General features: G+C 64.7%; 5 protein-coding genes. 3 read left to right on the forward strand and 2 right to left on the reverse strand.

Annotated elements, in window-relative coordinates; genetic code table 11:
• The coding region (locus AB0J80_RS38385; RefSeq protein ID WP_364714748.1) for a DDE-type integrase/transposase/recombinase at positions 1-419 on the reverse strand (419 nt) is incomplete at its 3' end.
• A gap of 249 nt (positions 420-668) precedes the next feature.
• Complete coding sequence (locus AB0J80_RS38390) at positions 669-977, reverse strand: transposase (protein ID WP_364714750.1); 309 nt, start codon at positions 975-977, stop codon at positions 669-671.
• 565 nt (positions 978-1,542) lie between these two features.
• On the opposite strand from AB0J80_RS38390, the gene AB0J80_RS38395 reads away from it, so the two are divergent.
• The 3 genes from AB0J80_RS38395 (at position 1,543) to AB0J80_RS38405 (ending at position 3,760) form a co-directional block, all read left to right on the forward strand.
• On the forward strand, positions 1,543-2,067 hold the full coding sequence (locus AB0J80_RS38395) for an RICIN domain-containing protein (protein ID WP_364714752.1): 525 nt from the start codon (positions 1,543-1,545) through the stop codon (positions 2,065-2,067).
• Between the two features lie 101 nt (positions 2,068-2,168).
• Positions 2,169-2,447: a TetR/AcrR family transcriptional regulator gene (locus AB0J80_RS38400; protein ID WP_364714754.1), complete on the forward strand. Its 279-nt coding sequence runs from the start codon at positions 2,169-2,171 to the stop codon at positions 2,445-2,447.
• A gap of 839 nt (positions 2,448-3,286) precedes the next feature.
• The gene (locus tag AB0J80_RS38405; protein ID WP_364714756.1) at positions 3,287-3,760 is read left to right on the forward strand and encodes a hypothetical protein; all 474 of its coding nucleotides are present in this window, start codon (positions 3,287-3,289) and stop codon (positions 3,758-3,760) included.
• Positions 3,761-4,524: the final 764 nt, after the last annotated feature.

Below are 4,524 nucleotides of genomic sequence, written 5' to 3' on the forward strand. Positions count from 1 at the left end.
TCGCCGGCCGCAACGCCCGATCCGCCTGCTGCTGACGACGTGCCATCGAACACCTCCACCATCACGAGGTGTTGCGACGACCAGTTGAATCCGCCTTGCGACCCGCGGTCCGTGTGCAGCACGCAGCCGGCCACGTCGTCGCGGCGGGCGGCGGCGTTGTGCAGTGCGTGGACAGCGAGTCTGGCTTTGATCCGGGAGTCGATGGAGTAGCCGACGATCCGGTTGGACCACACGTCCTTGATCGCGCAGAGGTAGAGCTTGCCCTCACCGGTGCGGTGTTCGGTGATGTCGGCCAGCCACAACCGATTCGGTGCATCGGCGGTGAAGTCGCGCTTGACGAGGTCATCGTGGACCGGCGGGCCCGGCCTACCGCTCTTGCCCTGCCGTCGTTTGCGGCTGAACGCACTCCACCAGCCCATTCCGGAGCAGATCTTCCAGGCGGTGCGCTCGACCGTCGGTTGCCCGGCGGCGCGGGCTTCGTCGGCCAGGAACCGGTAGCCGAACTCCGGGTCGTCCGCGGTGGGCGTCGAACAACGCGTCGGCCCGGTAGGCCTCGGCCAGTTCTGTGTCGGTGACCGGGCGGGCAAGCCACCGGTAGTAGGGCTGTCGAGCGAGGTTCAACACCCGGCACGTCACCGCCACGGGGATGCCGTCGGCGGCCAGCTCGTTCACGAGCGGGTAGAGCCTATTCCCGGCAGGTTCGCCTGCGACAGATACGCCGCGGCCCGGCGCAGGACCTCGTTCTCCTGCTCGAGCAGCTTGATCCGCTTCCGTGCCTCGCGCAGCTCGGCCGACTCGCTGCCACTCACGCCGGGCTTGGTCCCGTCGTCGATGTCGGCCTGACGCAGCCACTTGAACAACGTCATCGGGTGCACCCCGAAGTCCTTGGCGATCTGCTCGACCGACACACCGGGCTCACGGTCACGGGCCACCCGCCCAACATCATCGCGGAACTCCCGAGGGTAGGGCTTGGGCACAGCAACATCCTTCCAGCTCGCCGTCACGGCAAGCCATCGCAGATGTCACCTATCGGTGCAGCAGACCCGTTGATGAGCAGAGCCGAGTCTCACCCGATCGAGCCCCGAAGTTCCCCCGAGTGCCGCCGTAATCGTCACGATAGTCCGGTGCCGTCCACCGCAGCTCGCCACGCGGGGACCAATGACTAGAGGGCTCCATTGCAGGTACCGGCTCAGACGCGCAGCGCCATCGAATGGCACTACGTGCATCCCCCGTTCGGCCGTAGGTTCGCCTGCCGTGGCGAGATCGCCTAGGCTGAATTCGCCGTGTCGTCCTGTTTACCGGATTCGGCACACCTGAGCTCGTGTGTCAAGAAGTAGCTAACAAAAACGCTACATGCTAGCTTATTCGCCGCAGACAAAGGCGGCCCTGACTGAATGCGCCCGATGACGTCATCCATTTTGGAGTGGTCGAAGTCTCCAAGAATGGCGATCGCTGAGGACTGTGGCCGATCGGACGAATGATAGGGAGAAGTTTTTGAAGGTTCACCACTTGTGGAGAAAGGCCCTTGCAACTGTCGCTGCGGTGTCCCTATTGGCGCTGGTCGGCCTGCAGAGTCCCGCCCAGGCGGCCGTGACGAGCTGGGCATCCTTGTATAACAACGCGACCGGCAACGTGATGGCCATCAAGGGCGGCACAGGTGCGACGGCCGGCGCGGACGTCATCCAATGGCCGCCGGCCGCCTACACTAATCCACAGGACCAATATTGGGGAAGAGATTACTCCGTCTTTCCCCAGAACAGTGCGAATACTTACTTCGCGCTGCGCACTGCCGGCACGGCGAATCAGTTCGCGCTGAGCGTGGATGGCAACAGCTCCGCGAACGGCGCCAAACTGGTCCAGTGGTGGTTCAAGTTTGACAACATGTTCGAGCAGTGGTCGATAGCCCGAGTGGTTACTGTCAACGGGAGCACCGTTGTTCAGTACCAGAATCGCGGAACGGGGAAGTGCATTGCACTTCAGGGCGGTTCTACCGCTCCTGCCGGTGCCCCGCTGATCCAGTTCACGTGCGGCTCGGGGCCGGATCAACTCTGGAAGACCCGGAGCTGACGCAGGCGAAGACATCGGTGGCCATACGGCTGACTGGCTCTACGGCGAAGCCTCAACACTTGATTGGGGCTTCGCCCAGGCCGTATCTCAGGCCGAGTGAGGTGAGCCACATCAGGTTCGAGACGCGGACGCCGCGAGACCGATGGATCGAGGCCGGGCTGCAAGCGCTGGCGAGCGGCGGCCCGGACGCGCTTCGTGTCGAAGCACTGGCCAAACAGCTCGGCGTGACCAAGGGCGTATTTTACGGATTCTTCGCCGATCGTGACGCTCTCACGGCCATGCTGGACACATGGGAGCGTGAAAGTACCGACGAGGTACTCGAGCGCGTCCAACTCAAAGGCGGCGATCCGAAACTCGGATTGCCCAGGCGGGCGTACTGACCTTCTCCAGCGACCGGCTCCTGCCCATCGGCCTGGCGATTCGCAACTGGGCACGCCGGGATCAGGCGGTCGCCGATCGCCTGCGCCGGGTCGATAACCGGCGCGCACCGTCCCCGACATCCGACTCAGTCAGGGTCCGCCAGCTGCTGCCGGCGAGATACTCGAGCGCGTCCTCATCACCCCGCTCAGCCAGTCCGCTGCCCGGTTGCGGCCTGCCGGTCCCACCGGCCGGGCCAGTCAATCTGAAAACGGTGGGTTTTCGGTGGGTAATCTCGATCCAACAAAAGCGGTGACCTACGTTTCCGCAGGTCACCGCCGAAAATTTGTCGGGCTGACAGGATTTGAACCTGCGACCCCTTGACCCCCAGGCCATTGGAGTGGACGTTTCCGCACGTCAAGCACGATGCCGATCCATGGCTGACGTGACACGGCGAGCGGTCAGTGCGTCAACGCGCATGACGTGTGGTCCCCAGATGGTCCCCGGGCGGTACAGCACCCAGCATCGACGGCGGGACGTCCGACCTTCTAATCCGCAGATCCGCAAAAGCATGTCGGGACTGTTCGGCCTGGTCCGCGTCGCGCTGTTCAACGCCTCTTCGGCGCCGCACCAGTCCCGTCGCGTTCGAGCTGGTCCGCCCCGGTGGCTCAAGCTCATTCGGGGTTGGATCTCCCCCTGCGACGGCGGCTTTCCCGACGAGGCTGCTCGCAGGTATCCACCGATGGTGCTTGGTTTCCAACCATTCGGGCATGGCCGTTCCCGATTTCCCAGCCGTACCAGAGGTGTGACCGACACCCCGCCAACGCGCAGGCCCCGTCGCCGGCTTAACACCGTGCTCTTGGTGATCTCCGTCGCCCTGCCCATCGCCCCCGTCACGCTGCTCATCGCCAGCGCCGGACGAAAGCCGCTTTGTGAGCATGTCAACGATCCGCCTCCCTCCCCCACAACGGTCACCGAGCATGCCAGCTACGTGGGCAACTGCTGGCGGCTGACCGCCGTAGCCGAAAAAGGCCACACCGCAGCGGTGGCGAAGCCCGCCGGCGCCTGGCTGTACCTTGGCGCCGACGGGTTCCTCGTCGCCTTCGACGGGGTGAACACCACGAGTGGGCAATACACCAGCACAGCCACCGGCTACGACATCGCGTGGGCGGGCACCACCCTTCTCCCGTCGCACGAAGACGCCACCGCAGACGCCGGGATTCAAACGGCCGTCTCGCAACACGTCACCATCGTGACGGCCGACCACACCCGCCTCACCATCCGAGCTGGCGAGGTTGAGGCCCGATTCACCAGGGCGATCCCAGGCGAGAAATAAGTCAACGCCCCGCTGGGGCCGCTATACACGGTCGCTCTGCTTATGATGGTCGGCCTGTTTGCTTGCGTGGCAACGAGTGTCGACTGTCGTTTCACGTCCTTCGAGCTCAACAGTCGCGGAGTGACAACCGTGACGGGAGTGACGCCGTGGCACGCCAAGCTGGGCCGACGGCAGAGCGGCGGCGATGTCCTCTGTCGATGTCACGACAGCCACGGCACTGCGAAAGCCTGCACCTTCACGGCCTTGGTGTAGCCGATGATTGACGCCGGCTGAACTCGCGGCCGCGATTTCGGTAAAAAGCGAGTCACCGAACGCCAGTCGACCCACTCTCCGTGGAGCGGGCCTGCTCGGGGCGACAAGTGGAGCGCCCTACTGGACGAACTGTCGGCTCCGCCTGAGAACTGCCCCCGTGGTTCCGGGTGAATCGGGATCACCTCCTGAAGCATCGCGAGGTGCTGAGCGTGGAGGACTGGGCAGAGATCCGGCGGCTGCGGCGGTCGGAAGGGATGGCGATTAAGGTCTGCTCGGCTTCGCCTGGGGCGACGGTGGGCGGAATCGGCACCCATCCCCGAAGCTTAAGCGCCCCGCTGGAGGCATGCCTTGCAGCAAATACCGCCCGGTGCGGCGCGCCGCGGTACGCGATGCCGGCCGGAGGCCGCCAGCAGCGGGCCGGGTCAAGTCCCGTGGAGTGGTGTTTGGCGTTCGCGCGTGATTCTTCGTTGTTGGTTATGCGCTGAGCGCTGGTAGATCGTCGGTGGTGGCCT

Origin of the sequence: Actinoplanes sp. NPDC049548, from assembly GCF_040676695.1 — a bacterium.
Classification (GTDB): Bacteria; Actinomycetota; Actinomycetes; order Mycobacteriales; family Micromonosporaceae; genus Actinoplanes.